General features: G+C 50.6%; 20 protein-coding genes. 18 read left to right on the top strand and 2 right to left on the bottom strand.

Annotation, left to right across the window (positions count from 1 at the left end):
* Positions 1–20: 20 nt before the first annotated feature.
* From ffh to C5O23_RS00590, 6 genes are all read left to right on the top strand, one after another.
* Positions 21–1,355, top strand: coding sequence for a signal recognition particle protein (gene ffh, locus C5O23_RS00615; protein WP_107031010.1), 1,335 nt, complete (start codon positions 21–23; stop codon positions 1,353–1,355).
* Positions 1,356–1,414: 59 nt separating this feature from the next.
* Complete coding sequence (gene folD / locus C5O23_RS00610) at positions 1,415–2,296, top strand: bifunctional methylenetetrahydrofolate dehydrogenase/methenyltetrahydrofolate cyclohydrolase FolD (RefSeq protein WP_107031009.1); 882 nt, start codon at positions 1,415–1,417, stop codon at positions 2,294–2,296.
* 109 nt (positions 2,297–2,405) lie between these two features.
* Positions 2,406–3,470, top strand: a complete 1,065-nt coding sequence (locus C5O23_RS00605; RefSeq protein ID WP_107031008.1) for a CapA family protein — start codon at positions 2,406–2,408, stop codon at positions 3,468–3,470.
* 202 nt (positions 3,471–3,672) lie between these two features.
* Positions 3,673–5,715 carry a molecular chaperone HtpG gene (gene htpG / locus C5O23_RS00600; RefSeq protein ID WP_107031007.1) on the top strand — a complete coding sequence of 681 codons (2,043 nt, stop codon included), beginning with the start codon at positions 3,673–3,675 and terminating at the stop codon, positions 5,713–5,715.
* Positions 5,716–5,833: 118 nt separating this feature from the next.
* Entirely contained in the window at positions 5,834–6,346 is a 513-nt protein-coding gene (locus C5O23_RS00595; RefSeq protein ID WP_107031006.1) for an NUDIX hydrolase, read from the top strand.
* 146 nt (positions 6,347–6,492) lie between these two features.
* A complete protein-coding gene (locus C5O23_RS00590; protein WP_107031005.1) occupies positions 6,493–6,717 on the top strand; it encodes a hypothetical protein in 225 nt (74 codons plus the stop codon).
* Between the two features lie 12 nt (positions 6,718–6,729).
* Here the strand turns inward: C5O23_RS00590 and C5O23_RS00585 are convergent, their stop codons facing one another.
* Positions 6,730–8,250, bottom strand: a complete 1,521-nt coding sequence (locus C5O23_RS00585) for a glycoside hydrolase family 10 protein (RefSeq protein ID WP_107031004.1) — start codon at positions 8,248–8,250, stop codon at positions 6,730–6,732.
* A 149-nt stretch (positions 8,251–8,399) separates the two neighbouring features.
* On the opposite strand from C5O23_RS00585, the gene C5O23_RS00580 reads away from it, so the two are divergent.
* The 11 genes from C5O23_RS00580 to C5O23_RS00530 all read left to right on the top strand — a co-directional run bounded on the left by C5O23_RS00580 (position 8,400) and on the right by C5O23_RS00530 (position 21,903).
* Positions 8,400–9,212, top strand: a complete 813-nt coding sequence (locus tag C5O23_RS00580; RefSeq protein ID WP_255201550.1) for an outer membrane protein assembly factor BamD — start codon at positions 8,400–8,402, stop codon at positions 9,210–9,212.
* A gap of 56 nt (positions 9,213–9,268) precedes the next feature.
* Positions 9,269–9,607, top strand: coding sequence for a DNA-directed RNA polymerase subunit omega (locus C5O23_RS00575; RefSeq protein WP_107031002.1), 339 nt, complete (start codon positions 9,269–9,271; stop codon positions 9,605–9,607).
* A 206-nt stretch (positions 9,608–9,813) separates the two neighbouring features.
* Complete coding sequence (rpsO, locus tag C5O23_RS00570; RefSeq protein WP_107031001.1) at positions 9,814–10,089, top strand: 30S ribosomal protein S15; 276 nt, start codon at positions 9,814–9,816, stop codon at positions 10,087–10,089.
* Between the two features lie 334 nt (positions 10,090–10,423).
* Positions 10,424–11,971, top strand: coding sequence for a bifunctional phosphoribosylaminoimidazolecarboxamide formyltransferase/IMP cyclohydrolase (gene purH / locus C5O23_RS00565; protein WP_107031000.1), 1,548 nt, complete (start codon positions 10,424–10,426; stop codon positions 11,969–11,971).
* A gap of 24 nt (positions 11,972–11,995) precedes the next feature.
* Positions 11,996–13,015 (top strand): rod shape-determining protein, encoded by a 1,020-nt coding sequence (locus C5O23_RS00560; RefSeq protein ID WP_107030999.1) that lies wholly within the window; start codon positions 11,996–11,998, stop codon positions 13,013–13,015.
* A gap of 15 nt (positions 13,016–13,030) precedes the next feature.
* Entirely contained in the window at positions 13,031–13,885 is an 855-nt protein-coding gene (gene mreC, locus C5O23_RS00555; protein WP_107030998.1) for a rod shape-determining protein MreC, read from the top strand.
* 69 nt (positions 13,886–13,954) lie between these two features.
* Positions 13,955–14,476: a rod shape-determining protein MreD gene (locus tag C5O23_RS00550; RefSeq protein ID WP_136408838.1), complete on the top strand. Its 522-nt coding sequence runs from the start codon at positions 13,955–13,957 to the stop codon at positions 14,474–14,476.
* Positions 14,460–16,322 carry a penicillin-binding protein 2 gene (gene mrdA, locus C5O23_RS00545; protein WP_107030996.1) on the top strand — a complete coding sequence of 621 codons (1,863 nt, stop codon included), beginning with the start codon at positions 14,460–14,462 and terminating at the stop codon, positions 16,320–16,322. The genes C5O23_RS00550 and mrdA overlap by 17 nt, the downstream gene beginning before the upstream one ends.
* A gap of 75 nt (positions 16,323–16,397) precedes the next feature.
* Entirely contained in the window at positions 16,398–17,861 is a 1,464-nt protein-coding gene (gene rodA, locus C5O23_RS00540) for a rod shape-determining protein RodA (protein ID WP_240597544.1), read from the top strand.
* Between the two features lie 116 nt (positions 17,862–17,977).
* Entirely contained in the window at positions 17,978–19,651 is a 1,674-nt protein-coding gene (locus tag C5O23_RS00535; protein WP_107030995.1) for a helix-turn-helix transcriptional regulator, read from the top strand.
* A 158-nt stretch (positions 19,652–19,809) separates the two neighbouring features.
* A complete protein-coding gene (locus tag C5O23_RS00530) occupies positions 19,810–21,903 on the top strand; it encodes a TonB-dependent receptor (RefSeq protein ID WP_107030994.1) in 2,094 nt (697 codons plus the stop codon).
* Between the two features lie 116 nt (positions 21,904–22,019).
* Here C5O23_RS00530 and C5O23_RS00525 read toward each other — a convergent pair whose 3' ends face one another.
* Complete coding sequence (locus C5O23_RS00525) at positions 22,020–23,465, bottom strand: MFS transporter (RefSeq protein WP_240597542.1); 1,446 nt, start codon at positions 23,463–23,465, stop codon at positions 22,020–22,022.
* A 187-nt stretch (positions 23,466–23,652) separates the two neighbouring features.
* Between C5O23_RS00525 and C5O23_RS00520 the strand changes: the two genes are divergently transcribed.
* Positions 23,653–24,786, top strand: coding sequence for an AI-2E family transporter (locus C5O23_RS00520; protein ID WP_107030993.1), 1,134 nt, complete (start codon positions 23,653–23,655; stop codon positions 24,784–24,786).
* The last annotated feature ends 7 nt before the right edge of the window (positions 24,787–24,793 follow it).

The raw sequence follows: 24,793 nt of genomic DNA, 5'->3' as shown, positions 1-24,793 counted from the left end.
TCAATCCCCAGCCACCCAACGTGTTTGAAAATCTAAGCGAAAGACTTGAAAGAAGTTTCAAGATACTCAAAGGTGAAGGCAAGATCACCGAGATAAACGTAGCCGAAACCCTTAAGGACGTGCGCCGCGCGCTCCTCGAAGCCGACGTCAACTTCAAAGTAGCCAAGCAGTTTACCGACGAGGTAAAAGCCAAGGCTCTGGGCATGAATGTGATCAACGCCATCAAGCCGGGCGAACTCATGGTCAAGATTGTCCACGATGAGCTGGCACGGCTTATGGGTGGCGAGACAGCCCAGGTAAATCTGTCAGGCAATCCGACCGTCATCCTCATGTCAGGTCTGCAGGGTTCCGGTAAGACCACTTTCAGCGGCAAACTCGCCCGCAAGCTCAAGTCAGAGCAGGGAAAACGTCCGCTCCTCGTGGCATGCGACGTCTATCGTCCCGCAGCTATTGACCAGTTGAAAGTGCTCGCCGACCAGATCGATGTTCCCGTCTATACAGAGGACGGCAACAAGAATCCGGTAGAGATTGCAGAAAACGCTATCCGCTACGCCAAAACAAACCATCTTGATCTGGTGATCATCGACACCGCCGGCCGTCTTGCCGTCGACGAACAGATGATGCAGGAGATCGCGGCAATCAAGAAAGCAGTCAAGCCTCAGGAAACTCTGTTTGTGGTCGACTCCATGACCGGTCAGGACGCCGTCAATACTGCCAAAGAATTCAACGACCGTCTGGACTTCGATGGCGTTGTCCTCACCAAACTTGACGGTGACACACGCGGCGGCGCGGCCCTCTCTATCCGCACTGTAGTAACCAAGCCCATCAAATTCGTAGGTACAGGCGAAAAACTTGATGCCCTTGATCTCTTCCACCCCTCGCGTATGGCCGACCGTATTCTCGGCATGGGCGACATCGTATCGCTCGTTGAAAAGGCCCAGAACGCCTATGACGAAAAGCAGGCCCGCGAACTCCAGCGCAAAATTGCCAAAAATCAATTCAATTTCAACGACTTCCTCCAGCAGATCCAGCAGATTCAGAAAATGGGTAATCTGAAGGAACTTGCATCAATGATACCCGGTGTAGGCAAAGCCATCAAGGACATCGACATTGACGACAACGCATTCAAAGGCATCGAGGCTATCATCCGCTCAATGACTGAACAGGAGCGCCAGCATCCTGAAATCATCAATGGCAGCCGCCGCAAGCGCATAGCCAAAGGCTCCGGCACAGATATCCAGGAAGTCAACCGCCTCATAAAGCAGTTTGACGATGCCCGCAAGATGATGAAGGCCGTTTCAGGCATCAAAAACCCGATGGCCCTTATGAGAGGCATGAAGGGTATGCGCCGCTGAACTGCCGGCTGAAGGAAACCGATTATTATCTCACCCCCTATTCCCACACCACAAAGACTATGACCCTCATAGACGGAAAACAGACTGCCGACGACATCAAGCGCGAAATTGCCGCTGAAGTCGAAGAAATGGTGGCTCAGGGCAAACGCCGCCCCCACCTCGCAGCCATCCTTGTCGGCCACGACGGAGGCAGCGAAACCTACGTAGCCAACAAAGTGAAAGCCTGTGAAGCCTGCGGCTTCCGCTCGACCCTCATCCGCTATGAGGACGATGTGACCGAAGAAAAACTGCTTGAAACCATAAGCCGACTCAACGAAGATCCGGAAGTCGACGGATTCATTGTGCAGCTCCCCCTTCCTCGCCACATCTCGGAACAGAAAATTATCGAGGCGATTGACTACCGCAAGGATGTCGACGGATTCCATCCGGTCAACGTGGGCCGCATGTCGATCGGACTGCCATGCTTCGTTTCAGCGACTCCTTCCGGCATCATGGAACTCCTGAAACGCTACGGCGTGGAAACACGTGGCGCAAAATGTGTGGTTCTCGGCCGTAGCAACATCGTCGGCAAGCCGGTGGCAAACCTTATGATGCAGAAAGCCCAACCGGGCAACGCGACAGTGACAGTGCTTCACAGCGCGTCGACCAACATCAAGGAAGCATGCGCTGAAGCAGACATCATCATCGCCGCCCTCGGCCGTCCGGGGTTCGTCACCGCCGACATGGTCAAACCCGGCGCCACAATCATCGACGTAGGCACCACCCGTGTGCCTGACGCCACCCGCAAGAGCGGTTTCCGTCTTAGCGGTGACGTTGATTTCGCCAATGTTGCGGAAAAGTGCGCATTCATCACCCCTGTTCCAGGCGGAGTAGGCCCGATGACCATCTGCTCGCTCATGCGCAACACTCTCCTTGCCGCAAAGAAAGAGATCTACAATTAACAAAAATATTTCCGACCGGTCTGTAGGTAGGGGTCCTAACTGATTCCCTTTTGCAGACCGGTTATTTTTTTCACTCCCACTCACAACCCAAGCACCCTCCTCCGTGAGCATGATTTCAGTATTTCTGTCGCTGCTCTCGATGCTGATTCCACAAGACAGCGCCGAGATAGTATTCGCCGGTGATGCCATGCAACACCAGCGTCAGATCGATGCCGCGCGCCTGGCTGACGGCTCGCTGGACTACGGCACTTATTTCACAGCCCTCAGGCCTTACATTGAATCGGCCGACTTCGCAGTGGTCAATCTCGAAACACCTCTTGGCGGCGCGCCCTATTCAGGCTATCCGATGTTTTGCGCGCATGACAACTATGTAGACGCACTTACAGAAGCTGGATTCGATCTTATGCTCTCGGCCAACAACCACATCCTCGACCGCCGCGACCGTGGAGTGAGACGCACCATCAGCACCTTCGAGAAAAAAGGCGTGCCCTATCTCGGAGTCTACCGCAACCGAGCCCACCGCGACTCGATACTGCCCATGATCCATGTCATCAACGGCTTCAAAGTCGGATTCCTGAACTATACCTATGGAACAAACGGCATCAACAAGACCTCTGACATAGAGATTGACTACATAGACCGCCAGCTGATTGCTTCTGACGTAAAAAAAGCCCGTGAGAAGGGTGCCGAACTGATAGCCGTCTGCATCCACTGGGGCGAAGAATACAAACTGCTGCCCAACAGCGCTCAGAAAAACCTTGCCAAATATCTGCGCGATCTTGGCGTCGAGCTGATTATCGGCGGCCATCCTCACGTGATACAGCCTATGGAACTCCGGCTGAACGAAAAGACCGGACGTCCTTGTTTCACAGTCTACTCGCTCGGCAATTTCATATCGGCAATGCGCACCACCGACACCCGTGGCGGGTCTATGGCACGAGTGAAACTTGCGCGCGACATCTTCGGTCGGGCCTATGTCAAGGAAGCCACTTACAAGCTTGTGTTTACAGAGCCAGGCAGCTCCGACGGCAAATTCCGTCTGCTGCCGGCTGAAAGCAAAGCCCTGCACAAGAGCATGGACACCTATCGCAACGGCTTCGTGAGAAATGCCGTATGGATTTTTGACCGGTACAATATCAATGTGCCGCGTGACACCACAGAAATCAAACTCTGATTCTGCCCTGCCAATCCTGACATGAATTTCAAAAATCCGCTCAGCCCAGCGGTCTGTCATTTTTGCATATTATTTAACAAGATTTGTCAGTTTTGCAGTCTGGCATTCTGTTTGCTGTAGTGTTATATGTGTGTATGCACCCGCCGTCAGCGAGTCACCACATTATATAATATAACAAAAATCAAACAAAACTGAATATATCATGCAAAAAGGACAGATTGGAGTAACGACCGAGAACATCTTTCCGGTCATCAAAAAGTTTCTCTACTCCGACCACGAAATTTTTCTCCGCGAATTAGTTTCAAACGCGATTGACGCCACTCAGAAACTCAAGACTCTCGCATCATTCGGCGAATTCAAAGGCGAACTCGGCGAGATGGACGTGCGCGTCAAAGTCGACAAGGAAGCCGGGACACTTACAGTCAGTGACCGCGGCATCGGCATGACAGCCGAAGATATAGACAAATATATCAATCAGATAGCCTTCTCAGGCGCTGAAGAATTCGTCAACAAATATAAAGACACCGCCAATGCCATCATAGGCCACTTCGGACTCGGCTTCTACTCGGCATTCATGGTTGCAAAGAAGGTTGAGATCCGTTCGCTCAGCTATAAGGAAGATGCTGAAGCCGTCTGCTGGGAGTGCGATGGAAGCCCCGAATACAGTATGGGCCCCGCTGACAAGGCCGAACGCGGCACAGACATAGTTCTCTATATCGACGATGACAACAAAGAATTCCTTGAACAGGCCCGCATCGACACCCTGCTCAAAAAATACTGCCGCTTCCTGCCCGTGCCCGTAATCTCCGGCAAGGTTCAGGAATGGAAAGACGGCAAATACGTGGATACCGACAAAGACAAGGTAGTCAATGACACCGAACCCACATGGACCAAAAAGCCGTCGGAACTAACTGACGAGGACTATCGCAAATTCTACCGCGAGCTTTATCCCGGCCAGGAAGATCCGCTGTTCTGGATTCACCTCAACGTAGACTATCCTTTCACACTGACCGGTATCCTCTTCTTCCCAAAGATCAAGAGCAATCTCGATATTCGCAAAGACCGCATCCAGCTCTACTGCAACCAGGTGTTTGTCACTGACTCTGTTGAAGGCGTGGTGCCTGAGTTCATGACCCTGCTTCAGGGCGTGATCGACTCGCCCGACATTCCGCTGAACGTGTCGCGCTCCTATCTGCAGAGCGATACAGCGGTCAAAAAAATCTCCGGCTACATCACCAAGAAAGTGGCCTCGCGCCTTGAAGAACTTTTCAAGGAAAACAGAGCCGACTTCGAGTCGAAATGGGACGACATCAAGATTTTCATCGAATACGGTATGCTGACCGATGAAAAATTCTGTGACGCCGCCATGAAATTCGTGCTCCTGCGCGACACCGAAGGCAAATATTTCACACTCGAAGAATACCGAGCACTCGTTGAGAGCGCTCAGACCGACAAAGACGGCAACGTGGTCTACATCTATGCAACCGACCCGACCGGACAGTTCAGTTTCATCAACGCCGCCAACGAAAAGGGCTACAATGTGCTGCTCATGGACGGACAGCTCGACGGTCACTTCATCTCGATGCTTGAAAGCAAGCTTGAGAAGACCCGCTTCGTAAGAGTTGACAGCGAAGTAGCTGAAAAGCTGATCCCGAAAGAAGACAGCAAGGACAGCGGTCTGAACGCTGATCAGATTTCACTGCTGACCCCACTCTTCCGCAGCCAGATTCCGGCAGTCGACAAAGCAGAATTCCTTGTATCGTTCGAGTCGCTCGATCCGGCAGCAAGCCCGATTCTGATCACCCAGAACGAGTATATGCGCCGCATGAAAGACATGGCCGCCACTCAGGCCGGCATGAGTTTCTACGCCGAACTGCCTGACAGCTACAATCTCATCGTCAACACCTCACAGCCTGTGGTTGCTCGGATTCTTGACGAAGCAGAGAAAGCTTTGGCCGACAAACTCACACCTCTGAGCGCTTCTATAGACTCTGACAACGAAAAGATCACCACCCTGCGCGCTGAGATCAAAGACAACAAGCCGACCGACGAGCAGAAAGCCGAAGAGCAGCGCCTGACTGACAGCGTGGAGAAAGCCCGCAAGGAAAAAGACGAGATCATAGGCCGTTATGCCGCTGAAAAACCTGTTGTGAAACAAGCTATTGACCTTGCGCTTCTTTCCAACGGACTTCTCCGCGGCCGCGATCTGAGCGAATTCATCAAGCGTTCTACCGCTATGCTCTGATTGTCCAACAACCTCTAAGAAATCAGCCTACATTTTATGTAAGCGGGGTAACGCCGACTGCCGAACAATTTCAGAGGTCGGCGTTACCTTTTTTATTATATCCATAACATGCCACAACATGAAAAGCGACAATTCAAAAGAAATATTCCCGGTGGTCAATGAAGAAGGAACAGTAATCGGAAGCGCCACCCGCGGCGAATGTCATTCAGGGAGCAGACTGTTGCATCCGGTAGTCCATCTCCACGTCTTTGATAAGCAAGGGAGTCTGTATCTTCAGAAAAGGCCTGAATGGAAAGACATCCAGCCGGGGAAATGGGACACAGCTGTAGGCGGACACATCGACTTTGGCGAGGATGTAGTCACAGCGCTCCACCGTGAAGCACGCGAGGAACTTGGCATAGACGATTTCGAGCCGACATTTCTGAAGCGATATGTATTTGAATCCGATCGCGAAAAAGAGCTCGTCAATGCATTCAGCACTGTGATCTGCCACGAACCGAAACCCTCTGACGAACTTGACGGAGGCCGCTTCTGGCCGCGCGAGGAGATTCTGGCAGGAATCGGCAACGGAATATTCACTCCTAACTTCGAGCAGGAATACATTATGCTTTTCGGAGAGATGAAAGATTGAAAGCCAAGTGACAGACAGAGCAAGCCGCAACTTATTTTAACCTACATGTGCAGGATTATCGCCCATCAGGAACACTACATTTGCATATCACTTCCAATTCACACACTCATTCTCTACAACTCTCAAACTCAAAACAAATTCCTGCCATGAATTCATCAGTCATTATCTCACCCCGCGTAATCGACACCATCAACTCTCTTTCAAGCGCCGACCGCACACCTATCAGCAATGCTCTGAGCATGGAATTCATTCTCGGACAGAATCCGGAAGACACGCTTACTCCGAATCAGAGCATCATCTATGCTGTGATACGCTTCTATGTCACTCAAGACACTGCCCGTCACCGCCGGAATCTGGCAAACGTCAGTTAAAACAACTGGGTACTATTTCAGAAAAACCGGTTCGGATTCAGCTGAAAAACCGTCAAGAGCTGTCACCGCATATGAATATGAGCCCGGTGAGCCGACTCTGAATTCCTCACCATAGACCACGCCGAGAAGATAGCAGGCACGCAGGCCGTCACCATTCTCCTCAACCAGCTCATCATGAGGCAGATTTTTCGGAAAAGCATAGACCGCATAGCGCACCGGAGCAGCCGCATTGCCTTTCCCATGCCACGACAGAACCCCGCCTTTTAACCTTAGTGCCGTCGGAGCCTCAACCGGATCGAGCGATGATCCCCGACGCACCTGCGGAGTCAGTGACTTCAGCCCAAACGGCGATTTTGTCAGATCGGAAGCCAGTTTATATAAATGCTTGGCACTATAGAGCACCGTGCCTTGATCACCATCGAGGCTTGAATCACGGTTGATTCCTATCTGACGCAGCAATTCCTGACGCTCACTGTTGGTATTGCGCTTGTCAAGCGGAGCCAGAGTGATACTTGCATAGAAATGCCGCCCGTAGAAATTTGCAGCCTCGCTCCACCAGCGCGCAAGAGGCTCGTAAGGAGCCACGGCATGAGTGGTGGGCCAATAGATCTGTGGCGATATAAAATCCACAGTTCCCTGATAGAGCCAGCCGAGAGGATCAGAATAAATTTCGGAATATTGCCAGTCGTCACCCTTGACCTCACAGCCGGTCATGCCCCACTTCGGCGCCGAAGTGTGCTTTTTCCCGGCTATCCCCGCAGGCGAGATGCCGAAACGCAAGCCCGGTTTCAGATCTGAGACCAAAGCATGGACATCGGCCACGGTTTTGTGGACATTGGCCCTGCGCCAGTCTCCGAAGGCCATCCAGGGTGCTTCCGCCTGCCATAGATCATAGTCGGGAGCCGAACTGTCTTCCGGAATGCGGTTTGGATAAAAATAGTCATCAAAGACAAGACCGTCTATGTCATAACCGCTGACAATCTCGCGGCAAATGTCGACCACATGCTGTCTGACAGCCTCAAGGCCGGGGTTAAAAACGGTATATTTACCATAGGTCAGCAACCACCCCTGCTCTTTCCAGCGGCGGTCAGGCACACTGTTGTAGTCTGTGCCGGAACTCCACCTGAACGGATTGACCCACGCATAGCACTCCAGACCGCGGCGATGACACTCTTCGACAGCGAATTTCAATGGGTCCCAGCCCGGCGACACACCGCGTTTGCCTGACACGAAGGCCGACCACGGCTCCAGCGATGATTCGTACATGACATCGGCCATACCTCTCACCTGAAAAAAGACAGATGTGAGATTAGCGGCCTGACATCTGTCAAGCAGCGCCTTCAGTTCGTCCTGCTGTTGTCGGCACACCTTCTGAGAAGAGCCGGTGACCGATGGCCAGTCAATGCCCCATACTGTGGTGAGCCACACACCTCTCATCTCCCGCTTCGGCCCGGCAGCGGACAGATCGGAAGAATTAAACAAGACTGTCAGAAGCATGACGAATATCTCGAAACGTATAAAATGTGATTTCATGAAGGATCAAAAGGGAATTTTGAGCCACAAATTTAAGTGTTTTTTGCAAATAATCGTTCCACAGTTGTGAAATATCACGAAAAAATAGCTAATTTTGCAAGTTGAAAACAAACTCTCAATTCATTCACGAACACAGACCACCGAAAACCGTGATCAGATCACTCAGAAAATACGCAGTCATGCTTGGCGCAGCAATGCTTCTCGCCTCTTGCGGCGAGTATCAGAAGGTGCTCAAAAGCCATGACGCCGACTATAGGCTCGACTTCGCCAAGCGCGCGTTCGAGCAGAAAAAATACACCCAGGCAGCCACCGTGCTCGAAGACATCGTCACCCAGTTCAAAGGCTCGGAAAAGGCCGAAGACTCGCTCTACCTCCTTGCCCTTTCGAACTACGAAAACAAAGACTACGAAACTGCAGGCTCATTCTTCAAGACCTACTACACCCGCTTCCCGAAAGGAAAGTACACCGAGCTCGCCCGCTACTATGCCGGCTACGGCTATTATCTCGACTCTCCTGAGCCACAGCTTGACCAGAGCGGTACAATCAACGCCATTCAGGAACTCCAGGCTTTTCTCGACTACTTCCCCAAAAGCGACAAAGTGGCCAACGCCCAGAATGCCATCTTCGAGCTTCAGGACAAACTGACCCTCAAACAGCTCGAAAACGCCCAGCTCTACTACAACCTCGGAACCTACATGGGCAACAACTACGAAAGTGCTGTAATCGTAGCACGCAACGCCATCAAAGACTATCCCTATTCAAAATATAAGGAAGACCTTGAACTCCTGATACTCAAAGCCCGCTACCAGGAAGCCCGCGAAAGTATCGACGAAAAGAAACCCGACCGCTTCCGCGAGGTGATCGACGAGTACTACTCATACATCAACAACTACCCCGACACCCCTAACCGCGAGGAAGCCGACAACATTTTCAAGATCGCCCAGCGCTACGTCAAAGAATAAGCCGCAGGCTCCACAAAAACAACAGAAAAGGAAACAACGTAAACAACAGAGATATAATGGACTACAAGAAGACCAACGCACCTCTCAACACCCAGACCCGCGACCTCATCTCAATGAGCGAGGACACCGGAAACGTCTATGAAACAGTCTGCATCATCGCAAAGCGCTCAAACCAGATCGCCGGCGAGATGAAACACGACCTCGAAAAGAAACTTCAGGAATTCGCATCGCTCAACGACAACCTCGAAGAAATCTCAGAAAACCGCGAGCAGATCGAAATTTCACGCTTCTACGAACGTCTGCCCAAACCCACCCTTATCGCAACCCAGGAATATCTCGACCACAAGATCCACTTCCGCAACCCTGCGAAAGACAACCTCAACAACCTCGACTGATCACATACAGGTTTTGATCTCACCTCGGCACAAGACAGTGCTGACAGAGACAAAATCCGAGGATAAAATGAGGATAAAAGTGAGGATAAAAGAAAAAACGCTTAGAAAAGCGTCGCAAAGGTTGGATATATTAAATTTAATTCTTACCTTTGTGCGCTCTTTTGAGACAATTTATATTCATTAACCACTTTTAAACATCTGTATCAATGCACTTGAACTCTGATGAAAAAGTAGAAATCTTTGAGAAGTACGGTAAGGGCAAGACTGACACTGGCTCGCCTGAAGCGCAGATTGCATTATTCTCTATCCGTATCGCTCATTTGACTGAACATCTTCGGTCAAATCATAAAGATTATACGACCGCACGAGCTCTTAAGGCTTTGGTAGGTAAGCGTCGTCGTCTTCTCGACTACCTGATCCGCAAGGACATCAACCGCTACCGTGCCATCATCGCCCAGAAAGAACTCGGTATCAGAAAGTAATTTTCTCCTGACAGAGAAAATCAACTTGAAGATTACAAGAACTGTCCGACTCCCAAGGAGACGGACAGTTTTTTTATATACAACTTTGCCATATCACCGCGCAGCCCCCCAAAAAAAATCTTGCAGCTCCATCCCTACCACACACATATCAACAGACCGCCCATTAAAAGCCGACAAGCAAAACAAAGCAAAACAAAGCAAAACAAAGAAATTAGACATCCGGAATAAATTATAATTATTTTTAATTCCATTGCTAAGTAATTTTCACTAACTTTGCACTTTCAAAACCGAAATCAGTTCTATCATTTTAAATCAGATAAGAATAAAATCAGTCATGTCTGACAACAAACGTATCAAAACCGCACTCATTTCAGTCTTTTACAAAGACGGACTGGAAGAAATTCTTTCATTACTCCACGCTGACGGCGTGAAATTCCTCTCAACCGGCGGCACCCGCTCATTCATCGAAGGCTTAGGCTACGAGTGTGAAGCAGTCGAAGACCTCACAGGTTACCCGTCGATACTCGGCGGTCGAGTAAAAACACTCCATCCCAAAGTATTCGGAGGCATCCTCAACCGTCGCGACAACGAAGGAGACCGCGGCCAGATAGCCCAATATGAAATTCCTGAAATCGACCTGGTGATCGTTGACCTCTACCCCTTCCGTGCCACCGTTGCATCCGGAGCCCCCGAAGCCGACATCATCGAAAAGATCGACATAGGCGGAATCTCGCTCATCCGTGCAGCCGCCAAGAACTATAACGACGTCATCATCGTAGCCTCGAAAGCCCAATACAAACCTCTGGCCGAAATGCTCAAGCGCAACGGCAAAGCCGAATCATCGCTTGCTGAACGCCGCTGGTTCGCCGCTCAGGCATTCGCAGTCTCTTCCGGCTATGACACCGATATCTTCAACTACTTCGCATCGACTGAAGTTGAATCGCCGATCGAACACACCGATGAACTCCGCATAGCGTTTGACGACGCAAAGCAGATGCGCTACGGCGAGAATCCCCATCAGAAAGGCACATTTTTCGGTGACTTCGACGCAATGTTCACCCAGCTCCACGGCAAAGAGATCTCCTACAACAACCTTCTCGACATTGACGCAGCCGTAACTCTGATTTCAGAATTCACCGAACCGACATTCGCAGTGCTCAAACACAACAACGCCTGCGGTCTCGCAACCCGTCCTACCATAGCCGAAGCCTGGAAAGACGCTCTTGCCGGTGACCCTGTCAGCGCATTCGGCGGAGTGCTCATCACAAACGGCACTGTCGATGCTGCCGCAGCTGAAGAAATCAACAAAATCTTCTTCGAGGTCATCATAGCCCCCGCCTATACAGATGACGCGCTCGAAATCCTCAAGCAGAAGAAGAACCGCATCATCCTGATCATCAAGAAGCCTCTTGACACAACCCGCCAGTTCCGTTCTATCCTCAACGGCGCCCTCGTGCAGGACCGCGACCTTAAGATCGAGACTGTTGAAGATCTCAAGCAGGTTACAGAGAAAGCCATCACCCCCGAACAGGCTGCAGACCTCCTCTTCGCCAACAAGATCGTCAAGAATTCGAAGAGCAACGCAATCGTGCTCGCCAAAAACGGCATGCTTCTGGCAAGCGGCGTAGGCCAGACTTCACGTGTCGACGCCCTCAAGCAGGCCATCGAAAAAGCGCGCTCGTTCGGCTTTGACCTCCACGGTGCAGTCATGGCCTCTGACGCCTTCTTCCCCTTCCCCGACTGCGTGGAGATTGCCGGCGAAGCTGGTGTGACAGCAGTCGTACATCCCGGCGGCTCGATCCGCGATCAGGAGAGCGTAGACTACTGCAACGCCCACGGAATCGCAATGGCCATCACCGGATTCCGCCATTTCAAGCACTAATCAGACTGACACAACTGACAACACATGGGATTATTTTCATTCACCAAGGAAATCGCGATTGACCTCGGAACGGCCAATACGATTATCATACACAATGACAAGATTGTCATTGACGAACCCTCGATCGTAGCGTTGGAAAAGCGCACCGGCAAGCTCATAGCTGTGGGACGCGAAGCCAAACTCATGCAGGGTAAAGAAAATGACGGCATAGAGACCATCCGCCCGCTCCGCAAAGGCGTTATAGCCAACTTCAACGCTGCGGAAATGATGATTCGCGGCCTTATCAAGAAAGCAAGCTCCAAGAGCAACTGGTTCTCCCCCTCCATGAAGATGGTGGTCGGAATTCCTTCAGGCTCGACTGAAGTTGAGATCCGCGCCGTACGCGACTCATCGGAACACGCCGGCGGACGCGACGTCTACATGATCTATGAACCGATGGCAGCAGCCCTCGGTATAGGCATCGATGTGCTCGCCCCCCAGGGCAACATGATCGTCGACATAGGCGGCGGTACAACCGAAATCGCCGTCATCTCGCTCGGAGGCATCGTCTCAAACAAGAGCATACAGGTGGCAGGCGATGACCTGACAGACGACATCATGGAACACATGAGCCGAGTTCACAACGTCAAGGTGGGCGAACGTACAGCGGAGCAGATCAAGATCCACGTAGGCTCAGCCCTCACCGAACTTGAAAATCCGCCGGAAGACTTCATTGTCCACGGTCCCAACAAGATGACCGCCCTTCCGATGGAAGTACCCGTCAGCTATCAGGAAATCTCCCACTGTATCGAGAAATCAATCTCGCGCATCGAGGCCGCCGTACTTCAGGCTCTCGACGAGACTCCGCCGGAACTCTACTCCGACATTGTCATGAACGGCATCTTCCTTGCAGGCGGCGGCGCAATGCTCCGCGGTCTTGACAAGCGCCTCACCGACAAGATCGGTATCCAGTTCCACATTGCCGAAGATCCGCTTCTCGCAGTGGCCAAGGGAACCGGCGTGGCACTCAAGAATATCGAGACATTCTCCTTCCTGATCCGCTAAACAGACTGAGAAGAATTGAGCGAGCTACTAAAGTTTTTCGTCAAATACAGTTCATGGTTCCTGTTTGCCGCCTATCTGGTGGCAGGTTGCGCACTACTGTTCTCGCGCAACCCCTATCAGCACCATGTCTATCTGTCGTCGGCCAACTCGATCGCTTCGGCCGTCTACAAGACGACCAACAACGTCACCTCCTACTTCTCTCTGCGCGACATCAACGAAGATCTGCAGCACCGCAACTCCGACCTTGAGCTTGAAATCTACAAACTCAAGGAAGTGATACGCGGCTATCAGCAGCAGATCTATGCCGACACGATGACCGTTGACTCAGCCCTCACCCGCTATCAGTTCCTGATCGCCCACGTGATCAACAACTCCATCAACCACTCCCACAACTATATAACTATAGAAAAAGGACGGCTTGACGGAGTGGAACCGGAGATGGGAGTCATGGACCAGAACGGCATTGTCGGGATTGTCAACGTTGTGGGCGATCACACGGCGCGTCTCATCTCAGTGCTCAACCCCTATCTGCGCCTTTCCTGCAAGGTCAAAGGCGAGGATCAGGTAGGTTCGCTGGTCTGGGACGGACGCGATCCGGGCGAAGCGATACTCGAAGAGCTGCCCAAACACGCCAAATTCGTGAAAGGCGACACTATTGTCACCTCAGGCTACTCTTCGGTGTTCCCCGAAGGAGTTCCCGTAGGCACGATCCTATCAGGATCGCGCGACCGCGAGGACAACTTCTACACACTGCGAATCAAACTGTTCACAGACTTCTCCACCCTCTCTACCGTCCGCGTTATCCGCGACAAGATGAAAGACGAGCTCAAGACCGTGGAGAAAGAACTTGAAATCAAAAACGTCAACTGAAAAACCGCCGCCGGATTCCCCCGTTTCAGAGAATCCGGCGGAGGAATTTCATAAAAAAACAAGCGCTACGTGAGCAAAACGGTGCTTCAGTTCATATTGTTGGGATTCATCCTCGTGCTGGCGCAGGTGATAGTGTTCAACCACATCTGCCTTTTCAACGTGGCTGTGCCGCTGGTATTCATCTACCTGCTGGTGCGACTGCCTATCACCCTGTCGGTCAACTGGATGCTTACAATCGGATTTTTCCTTGGCCTGATAGTCGACATCTTCTCCGACACATACGGAATGAATACCCTCGCCTGCACTATCGAGGCAATGATGCGCAAGCCGATCCTGCGTCTCTATGTGCCCCGCGAGGAAGACCTCACCCGTCCTGAACCTTCGATGTATTCTCTCGGAACAGCCACATACCTGAAATATCTGCTCACATTGACGCTGCTCTATTGCAGCCTCATATTCCTTATCGAAGCATTCACATTCTTCAATCCCGTCAGACTGCTGCTGCGCATAGTCTTCAGCACCATTCTCTCAATGGCTCTCATGATCGGGATTGACAGTTTCATGACACCACAAAGTGAGAAAAGATTATAATCTCGAAAAAAGGCGCTATATCATCAGCGGTTTTATCGTGGTTATAGCCCTTATATACATAGCACGTCTTGTCAGTCTGCAGGTACTGGACTCGAAATATAAAGAATATGCCGACTCCAACGCATTTCTGCGCAAGGCGGTCTACCCATCGCGCGGCATAATCTATGACCGCGACGGCCGCCTGGTGGTCTACAACCAGCCGGCCTATGATGTGATGATGATTCCGCGTGACGTCAAGGAGTTCGACACCCTCGATTTCTGCCGCGCCATCAACATCACGCCCGAAGATCTGCGCAAACGCTTCATCGACATGAAAGACAAGCGCCGCAATCCGGGCTATTCGTCATATTCGCCGCAACGGCTTCTTACCCACCTCAGCGCCGAGGAATACGGACGCCTGCAGGAAAAACTCTACCGCTTTCCGGGTTTTTATATCCAGAAAAGAATTCTGCGCGAATATAATTACCGCACAGCAGCAAATGTGCTGGGCAACATCCGCGAAGTGGCGCAGAAAGACATTGACAAAGATCCGTATTACATGCCCGGCGACTATATAGGTGACATCGGCATTGAGCACACTTATGAAGAATATCTCCGTGGCAGCAAAGGGGCCGAGGTGCTGATGCGCGATGCTCTCGGACGAATTCAGGGACGCTACGAAGACGGAGCGCTCGACCGCGATGCCGTGGCCGGAAAAAACATCAAACTGTCGCTCAACATCGAACTTCAGCAATATGCCGAATCTCTGATGGTCAACAAAAAAGGTGCCGTGGTGGCGATCGAGCCCTCAACGGGCGAGATCCTCTGTCTTGTGTCAGCACCCTCTTACGACCCGCGTCTGCTCGTTGGCCGCGAGCGCGGAAAGAACTACAACGAAATGATGCGCGACCTTGACAAACCGCTTTTCAACCGCGCGATCCAGGCCGTCTATCCTCCGGGCTCTACCTTCAAGCCTACACAGGGTCTTATTTTACTTGAAGAGAACATCATCACCACCGGAACAATGTTTCCTTGTGCCCACGGTTTCATTTCAGGAGGTCTTAGAGTCGGCTGCCACGGCCACGGCTCTCCCCTGCCTCTGAAACCGGCTCTCCAGACATCGTGCAACGCATATTTCTGTTGGGGGTTCAAGGCTATGATCGACAAGCGGAGCAAATATGGCTCGTCAGCCAATGCATTCGAAATCTGGAAAAACCACCTCGTCTCAATGGGCTACGGCTACAAACTCGGCATTGACCTGCCCGGCGAATACCGAGGCTACATACCAAATTCCAAAACCTATAACGGATATTACGGTGAAGGTCACTGGAGCGCCAACACTATTATCTCGGTTTCTATCGGCCAGGGAGAGATCCTTGCAACACCGCTGCAGATAGCCAACCTTGCAGCCACCATAGCCAACCGCGGTCATTTCATCACGCCCCATGTAGTCAAGGAGATACAGGACACTGTGATGCCCGCCCAGTATCTTGAAAAGCATACGCCGACTATCGCAGCCCACTGGTATAACGACATTGCCGAAGGTATGCGAATGGCCGTCACCGGCGGTACATGCCGCATAGCCAACCTTTCTGACATCGAAGTCTGCGGCAAAACCGGTACGGCTCAGAACCCCCACGGACGCGACCACTCGGCATTCATGGGCTTCGCTCCTTATCACGACCCGAAGATCGCCATTGCGGTCTATGTGGAGAACGCAGGATTCGGTGCCACGTTCGGTGTGCCGATCGGCTCGCTCGTCATGGAGCGCTATCTGCGCGGCTACATTCCTCCGGAGCGCAAATATCTTGAGGAACGCATGCTGCAGTCCAACACCATTCAATTTGCCGGCACCAAAAAGCATTGATCGACCGGCAGCTCTACATATCCCACCACTTACCATATCCACATATTTTCAATAAACTATTAAAAATAGACCAAGGTGCAGCAAAAGGAAAACAGCGGTTCGGTATTGAAACAGGTTGACTGGTTCACAGTCATCCTATATCTAATACTTGTAATGGCAGGCATGGTGAGCATCTATGCCGCGAGCTATGATTTCGACCATGCGAATATGCTCAGTTTCACCGAGTTTTCCGGCAAGCAGTTTAGATGGATAGGGCTCTCGCTCGTGTTGGGTCTCGTACTGCTGCTGATAGATGTCAGAGTCTATGAGAATTATGCCTATGTCATCTACGGCACAGTGTTGCTATTGCTGCTGATCACCATATTCATAGCGCCTAACACAAAGGGATCTCATTCATGGCTTGTGCTCGGCCCGATGAGTCTGCAGCCGGCTGAATTCGGCAAATTCTCCACTGCTCTGTGCCTTGCCAAACTCTTTTCAAGCTACAACTTCGTCCTCAATGCCTCGCGTAAGAACTATATGCTCGCATTGATGATAATATTCATGCCCGTGATCCTGATTCTTGCCCAGAACGAAACCGGATCGGCGCTGGTCTATCTCTCATTGTTTTTTGTACTCTACCGCGAGGGAATGAGCGGACTGGTGCTGCTTGCTGCATTGTGTGCGGTTACATTTTTCGTGGTAGCGGTGAAGTTCACCGGCTCCATGCTCCTCGGCATTCCCTCAGGTCAGGCAGCGGTCTTCATCATGATCATGGTGCTGATAGTGGCTATGCTCGCTGTCTACTGCAAGGAATTCACAGCTGCCCGCAATGTGTTTCTCTGGTTTGCAGGCACCGGCATCGCAGTCACCGTGCTTGAGATATGCGGGGTGGAAGTTCCGGGTACAATCTTTTTCATAGCTGTGATCATGGCGGCCCTGGCCTACTGCGTGCTGCTGATGTTCAAAACCACAGCCCGCAAACTTGTCATAACAGTGGCGACAGCCCTGTCCGCCATTGTATTTCTGTTTTCCGTGAATTATGCCTTCACTTCCATCCTCCAGCGCCACCAGCAGATGAGAATCAAGGTGGCACTTGGCATGGAAGAAGATCTCCGTGGAGCCGGCTATAACGTCAATCAGTCGAAAATAGCCATCGGTTCAGGCGGCTTGTGGGGCAAAGGTTTCCTTAACGGTACACAGACCAAGCTAAAATATGTGCCTGAACAGCACACGGACTTCATTTTCTGCACCGTGGGCGAAGAGGAAGGCCTCTGGGGATCGGCAACAGTGATACTTCTGTTCCTTATACTGATTCTCAGGATAATTAATATTGCAGAGCGGCAGCCTACGGTGTTCGGGCGCGTCTATGCCTATTGTGTGGCGAGCTATCTGATTTTCCACATATCGATTAATATTGGCATGGTCATCGGGCTGTGTCCGGTCATCGGCATTCCGCTCCCCTTCTTCAGCTATGGAGGTTCATCGCTGTGGGGATTCACTTTCCTCCTTTTTATATTGCTGCGTATTGATGCCTCACGCCGCGAACGCTCGTTTTAGAAGTTGCTTAAAAACATTAAAACAGGCTGCATGGATGCCTTTGGGCTTGCTCTTACCATGTCGATTTTTTGTAACTTTGTAGCTTAAAAGGACTTCGCTATGCCCTGACATTGAATATGGTTACAAACAAGCTATTATATAGATGCCCGATATTACTTATACTTGTCGCGTTTATCGCGGCAAGTATAATCGTGTCATGTTCCCATTCCAGGCAGCAAGCTCAAACTATTTTTGACGCTGAAAGGATAGCTGACGAGTATCCGGACAGCGCTTTGGCTTTACTAAATGATATTGATGTTTCTGAAATAAATGAGGATTCTCTAAAAGCATTCTACTATCTGGTAAAAGCTTTGGCGCATAAGGTAAATGAAAGTTCTATGGTGCCGGATTCTTTTATCAGGTTTTCATTTGAATATTATAAAAGCCATAATTACAACCGATTTCTCAGGAGCGGTAATCTATATGCACTGCACCTGTTTTGGTCGTCTAATGGTAAAAAGTCCCTGATGTTGCTTGATTCATTAATCTCGCTTCCTGATATCTGTGACAGTATTATGATTGAGTTGCTTCAAACAAGAATCGGGGTGGGAGGAGCTGAATTTGATTGCAAAAATAATATCAGCTATATCAGATACTTACAAAAACTGGATAAGGATTCTGCGAATCAAATTGAATATTTATATCAATTATGTGAGAATTATCAGTATGCCAATAACGGTGATTCCGCATTGATTATAATCAACGATTTGATTGATTACGCATATGCCAATCACCTTGGAAATGACCAGTTCAAATATACCTATGAGAAAATTGGGATTTTGGAAGAACTCGGAAGATATGACGAAAGTAACCAGGTGACAGATTATGTATTGGAAAACGCGCCACATAATTCAGCCTTACCGTATTTATACTTTTGGAAGGCCCTGAATTACTTCAATATGGGAAGTTATGACAGTTCTTCACGAGAACTGGCTATAGCTGACAGCTGTGCCCAGGGCAGAACTGATGTTGACTATAATTATTATGAAAGTTTTGCCGGTCCGCTCAGGGAGTTCCTTGAATACAGGCAAAATGGCAAAATTCGGCTTAGCCAACTGGCTACGCTTAATAACAGCCAGCGGGATCTGCTCAACAGACTTGAATATACGCGGCTGGATACCGAGCAAAACGCGCTTAGGCAGGAAAACAAAGTGCTGATGTTAAAAGCTCAGAATGAAAGAAAGACTGCCATCCTGATTATTTGTCTGCTGGGGGCCATTATCATCGGATTGGTAGCTCTATGGAATATCCAGAAACGAAAACGAAAGACTATTGAAGCCGAGGAAAGGGCTGAAGCGCTGCAAAAGATGGTAGATGAGCTAAGTGCTTCGAAAACATTGTCATCCGAACATGAATCCTTGCGTCGCGCAATGCTTCAGCAGCTTGGTATAATCAAGATGGTTGCAGAGACTCCGACGGAACAGAACAGGGATATGCTCCGCAAGATATCCTCGGTTGAAAATGGCTCAGACGGTTCTCTTGTAAACTGGGAAAATGTATATGACATGATTGATAATCTGTATTCCGGTTTCCATTCCCGGTTGCACAATCGTCATGGAAATGTGCTTAACGAAAAAGAGGAACAGATTATCGCTCTAATGGTCGCGGGATTTTCCACAAAGGAAATCAGTGTCATCACGGGCCAGTCCGCCGCCACTATTTATGTCCGTAAATCTTCGGTAAGGAAGAAACTCGGTGTCCCAGAAAAAGAAGATATTGTGGCTTTTTTACGACAGGAAACCGATGATTAAGACTCATTTAGACTGTCAATAGCATTATTAAGACTTTTAGGTCTAAGCCCTATTGACAATCAACACATTAGCTAAGCAATATTAAGACTTTTACATTTGACGTTAAGACTGGATAAGCACTAATTTTGCAGTATGAATCCTAAAAAGTATATCGCTCTATGAGATCGACAATCATCAAAAAAATCATGACGGCGGTGTTCGCACTTATGCTTCCTGCTGTCGCCCTCGCGCAGGAAAGTACAGATACCATCGCCACCCAGGAGTTGCAGGAAATCGTCATCCAGGCGCCCAAAGTGGTGCGCAAATCAGATATGGATGTGTTCTATCCGTCAGTGAGCGCCATCGAGCATTCAAAAAACGGCCTGCAGATGCTTAAAAATCTGATGATCCCCACACTCACCGTCAATGAGGCTCTCTCAAGCGTGACATCATCAGGCCAAAGCGTTCAGGTCCGGATCAACGGCCGCGAGGCAAGCCTTGATCAGGTACGCAATCTCTTGCCTGAGACTATAAAGCGGGTGGAATGGATAGATAATCCCGGACTGAGATACAAAGGAGCCAACGCTGTGCTCAACTTCATAGTGATAAACCCTTCTGCCGGCGGTTCGCTTATGACCCAGGCGATGCCGGCGCTGAACTGCTCGTGGGGACAATACAATGCCGGCCTAAAGCTTAACAACGGCCGATCGCAATTCGGGATGAGCGCCAATTTCAAGCTGACCAACAAGGTGGAAATGCACCGCGAATATCACGAAGTGTTCACTTACCCCGACGGCCAGACTCTGACACGCACTGAAACGCCTACCCGCGGATATATGGACGCCACTTTCGGTGGCCTTCAGCTTGACTACAGCTACATAAAGCCTGACACGACAGTACTGTGGGTGGCAGTCCACGGCTACAAGGAATGGCCTGAGACCAGCCTCTATGAAGGGCTGCTTTCTCTCAGCAACTCTCCAGATGCCATACTGCTGCATGACTACAACTCAAAAAAGGGTTTCACACCAAGTTTCCAAGCCTATCTTGAGCAGCATTTCGGCCGTGGCCAACTCATTGCCATTGACTTCAACGGTTCTCTCTATAACGGCCGCACCACTCACAACTACAACGAGCGCAATGCTGCCACAGAGAATCAGCTTACTGATGTCAACACTCGGATACGCGACTGTAACCAAGCCTACGGCATCGAGGCTAACTATATCAAAAACTGGAAAAATTCACGCCTGACAGCCGGAGTTTCATATACGGCCAACCGCAACCGCTCAACCTATGAAAATCTCGGCGGAGCCATCTTCCACCAGAGCCAAGACAAGGTATACTTCTTCGGAGAGTATTTCCAGCGCATCAAAAACGTCACCCTTACAGCCGGTCTCGGCGCCCAATACACATCGTTTCTCTTCAAAGAAACAGACCAGGGTAACTCAAGCTGGAACCTGAGGCCTCAGTTCACAGCCACTTACCGGCTCAATGAAAGCTCACAGTTCAGACTGAATTTCACTACCTGGCAATCCGCTCCGACTCTCGCGCAGACCAACGTGGCTCCGCAGCAGATTGACGGCTTCCAGTGGCTCGTAGGCAATCCACACCTCAAGACCTCGTCGTCATACATGCTGACGCTGCGCTATAATTTCACTTTCCCGAAAGTGATGGGCACCTTCGGCATCAGAGCCTTCACAAGCCCTGACGCTATCACTCCCTGCTTTGAATGGAGCGAAGACCGTCTGATAAAGTCATACGAAAACAGCCGCGGCCTGAAAAATCTGAGTTTCTATCTCTCGCCGCAAGTGGAAATCATACCGGAATGGCTGAATGTCAGCGGAACAATACAATATCGCGCCGAACAGATGCGCGGACGCGACTACCGGCTCCGCAACCATGACTGGAGCGGCGATGTCACAGCCATGCTGCAGCACTGGGACTTCACCCTCACGGCTCAGTATCAGAGAGCACAGCGTGATCTCTGGGGAGAATCCATCACCTGGGGCGAATCTCTGTCAATACTCGCGCTGAGCTATGAATGGAGCAAGTGGGAATTCACTGCCGGAGCCATATGCCCGTTCACAAAGTATGACCGCGGTTCGAAATCGCTGAACAAATACAATACCAATTCGACCCACATCAGGCTTGACATGGCGCCGATGCCATTCATCCAGGTGCGATACAATATCCAGTGGGGACATCAGAAACGCGGCGCCAGCAAGATTGTCAACGCCGATGCCAACGTAGATCAGTCATCGGCCGGCAGCCGATAAGATCCGGCAGATCCTCTTCGCTTCTTCACAAAACAAGCGAGTCCCGCAGACTCAAAGCCGAAAGTCGGCCGGTCTGCGGGACTCGTTTTATTTGTATTTTCTAATAACCAAAAGGCTTATGCCTCGCCGTCAATGCGGACATCTTCGAAGTCTTCCTTGATATTGGGGTCTTCGAGACCGTAGTGGTGTATGGCGTTCATTGATTTGAGAATGATACCGAAAATCAGTGCAAGTACGCCGAGTGAAGCGAAGCAACACATCGGCACAGTGTAGTTGTACTGCAATGGATCAGTGATGCCGGGGTTGGACCATGTGATGACCTTGCCGATAATGATGGGAACAAATGCCAGACCGATGTTCTGCACCCAGAAAATCAGAGAATAGGCGCTGCCGAGGAAACGCTTGTCCATGATCTTGGGCACTGAGGGCCACAGAGCCGCAGGCACAAGCGAGAACGAAATGCCGAGAACAACGATGGCCGAGTAGGTTATCAGTTCGCTCTGAGTTGTCGGGACAACAAATGCGAAAGTCAGGTGGCAGACAATCATCAGTATCGCGCCAAGAATGAGCATGCTCGCGCCTTTACCCTTGCGGTCAAGGAAATAGCCGAGGAAGGGAGTGAGCACAGCGGCCCCGATGGGGAACCAGCGGAAAATATCGGAAGCCTGGGTCTCGGAGATGCCGAGGTTGCACTGAAGCATATTGGCCGCATAACGCTGGAAGGGGAAGATGGCTGAGTAGTAAAGCACACAGAGCATGGCGATGATCCAGAAAAGTTTGCTGCCGAAAATGGCACCCACGTCAGAGAGTTTGAACTCTTCATCGGAAGCGGCTTCTTCAACCTTGGCAGCACCCATTTCCTTGTCGAGTTTCGAGTCCATGAAGGTGAACACTATGAAGCAAAGCAGACCGATGCAGAGGAGAGCCGAGCAGAACGCCACGGGCACTACCACTGTAGGAGGCACTGACCAGTCGGCCAGACGGGGCGAGATGGTGAAGATGAAGAACACGCCCACGCGCGCGATAGCCATTTCAAGGCCCATTGCGAGAGCCATTTCCTTGCCTTCAAACCATTTGGCAAGAGTCTTGGAAACGGTGATGCCGGCCATTTCGCAGCCGCAGCCAAAGATCATGAAGCCGAGAGCGGCAAGCTTGGCGCTGCCGGGCATAGCGGTCCACCATGAACCGAGCCACTGGTCAAGAGCTGTGCCTTGGAATGCGTCGCTGATGGCATAGAGCTTGATGAAAGCTCCGATCACCATGAGGGAGGCTGAAAGTGTACCGGTGAAACGGACTCCCATCTTGTCGAGGATGATGCCGGCGAGGATCAGGAAACCGAAGACGTTGAGGATGTACTCGGCTCCGGCATAATAGCCGAATGCGTCGGGCGACCATCCGCGCTGGGTCTGAACAAGCGACTGCAGTGGCGACATCACATCGACAAACATGTAGGCGAACAGCATCATCGACGCCACAAGCGCCAGAGCTGTCCATCGTGCCCATGCTTTGTCAGAAAGCAGCTGACGCACAGGCTGAACGACATTTTGATTTAAATTTTCCATTGATAAATATGTGATTTTAATTGAATTGTCTGCCTCAGGCGCAACTGACAGCCCAGGCAGGCCGCAACGAAAGCGCATGTTAAGCATTACAAAATTACGCAAAATAATGGGAAATCAGAATTTAAATTGTAATTTCGTGGCAAAATATCCTACACACGTTTTACCACCACAACCCTAATTCCCAACTATGCTTGTACGTCAACGCTACGATCTCGACCGGACAGTCAGACTTCTGATCAACTGTGTACTGTTTGTCGGACTGATCTGGCTGGTCAACATACTTAAAGGAGTGTTACTCCCCTTCTGCGTAGGCTGTCTGATAGCCTACCTGCTTGAGCCGTTCGTCCAGTTCAACCGTCAGTTGCTAAATCTCAAAGGACGAACCATAGCAACATTCGTCACTCTGTTCGAAATGACTTTTTTCTTCATCGTGCTCTGCTATCTGCTGGTCCCGATGATTGTACGAGAGTCAAGCCAGATGGCCGGACTTATCAAAGCCTATGCCGCCACAGACCTCAAAATACCGTTCGTGCCGGAAGAACTTCATGAATTCCTCAGAAAAAACGTAAACTTCGAACTTATAGCCCGGAAACTCTCCCACGAGGAATGGATGAAAATGATCGAAGAGGGCTTCTCAGCCTCCTGGCAGGTGATCACCGGCTCGATCTCGCTTGTCATGAGCCTCTTCAGCTGGATCATAGTATTCCTCTATGTAGTGTTCATCATGCTCGATTACGAAAAAATATCGTCAGGGTTCCGTCGCATGGTCATGCCGAAATATCGCCGCATCGTCTTCAAGATCGGCCATGACGTGAAAGTCTCGATGAACCACTATTTCCGCGGACAGGCACTCGTGGCCTTCATCGTCGGCATCCTCTTCAGCATCGGATTCCTCATAATAGGGCTGCCGATGGCCATAGTGCTCGGCATGTTCATCGGCCTGCTCAACATGGTGCCCTATCTCCAGCTCGTGTCACTCATCCCGGCCACTCTTATATGTATAGTTGTGGCAGTCGGCGGAGAGATCAGCTTCTGGACATTGTTTTGGGAGATGATAGCCGTCTATTGCATCGTGCAGGCCATCCAGGACCTCGTGCTCACCCCGAAGATCATCGGAAAAGCCATGAGCATGAATCCGGCCATCATTTTTCTGTCGCTCTCTGTATGGGGAACACTCTTCGGACTGATCGGACTGATCATAGCTCTCCCCCTCACCACCCTCGTCCTCGCCTACTATGAAGAATATTTTATACGTCCTCATGAAAAAAAACGCAGAAACCGAAAGAAGGATGCAGAGCTATCTGAGGCCCCAAAATGCTAAAATAATT

Origin of the sequence: Duncaniella muris (genome assembly GCF_003024805.1) — a bacterium.
Classification (GTDB): domain Bacteria; phylum Bacteroidota; class Bacteroidia; order Bacteroidales; family Muribaculaceae; genus Duncaniella; species Duncaniella muris.
The sequence above is the reverse complement of the archived record's forward strand: the minus strand, read 5'-3'. Positions and strand labels throughout refer to the sequence as shown.